Annotated in this window: 1 protein-coding gene; it reads left to right on the top strand. The window is 53.9% G+C overall.

Annotated elements, in window-relative coordinates; genetic code table 11:
* The coding region (locus AC07VL_RS28005) for a condensation domain-containing protein (RefSeq protein WP_494808753.1) at window positions 1-1,155 on the top strand (1,155 nt) is incomplete at both ends.

Raw genomic sequence — 1,155 nt, 5'->3', positions numbered from 1 at the left:
GCACGCCTGCAGATTCAGCCACTGGTGCTGCCATCCGGGGGCGATATCGAGAGCCGGATCGGCACCTACCTGGCGCAACCGCAGTCGATGGATCTGGCACGGGCACCGTTGTTGTGTGTCAGCGTGATGCCGGATACGCAGTCCGATACGCAGTACGTGCTGTGCCAGATCCACCATCTGATCGACGATTTTACTTCCTTGAGGATACTACGGACTGAAATCGAAGCATTTCTGGATAACAATGCTGAACATCTGGCCACTCCGGTCCCTTATCGTGAATTGGTGGCCCATACCATGCATCAGGCGCGGCATCAGGATGCAACGGCCTTTTTCAAGAGCATTCTGAAGGATGTTGATGAGCCAACCACGCCATTTGGCTTACTGGCCGTGCATGGTGATGGTTCTCGTAGTGTTGAGGCAAGAAAAGATCTTGATGCCGCTTTGGTTACGCAGATACGCGCCACTGCAAGGTATTACAAGCTGAACCCTGCCATTTTGTTTCATGCGGCTTGGGCACTGGTACTTGCCGCCTGTAGCGGGAAAGATGATGTCGTGTTTGGCACGGTACTGTCGGGACGCTTGCAGGGAACGCAAGGTGCACCACATATGCTGGGAATGTTCATCAATACCTTGCCGTTAAGGTTAAATTTGCGGGACATGAGCAGTGCTCAATTGTTGCTGCAGGCTGATGCGGCGTTAAAAAATCTGCTGCCCTATGAGCAAACTTCGCTCGCGCTAGCAAAAGCCTGTACTTCCTTGCCGGAGAACATGCCGCTGTTTAGCTCCATGCTCAATTACCGTACTTCGGATACCCTGACCAGCCAGGAACACACTGCAATCGGCGGGATTGAAGTAATCGATACCCTGGAGAGAACCAATTATCCATTCACCATATCGATTGATGATATGGGCCAAGTTTATTACATCAATATACAAACGGACAGCGATGTGGACGCCACTCGCGTGCTGGGCTACATGGAGGCAGCATTGACTGAGCTGTCCGCAGCCTTGCTGAGCGAACCTGACAAGGCGGTGCTCGACGTGGCGGTCTTGCCGGCCGGCGAGAGACAGTACCTGTTGCAGACGCTGAATGCGACGCAGGCGGACTATCCGCAGGAGCATTGCATCCATGAGCTGTTCGAGGCGCAGGTGGCG

The sequence above is a fragment of the Janthinobacterium sp. GW821-FHT03C08 genome, from assembly GCF_059420905.1.
This window is presented reverse-complemented; position numbering and strand designations above follow the sequence as displayed.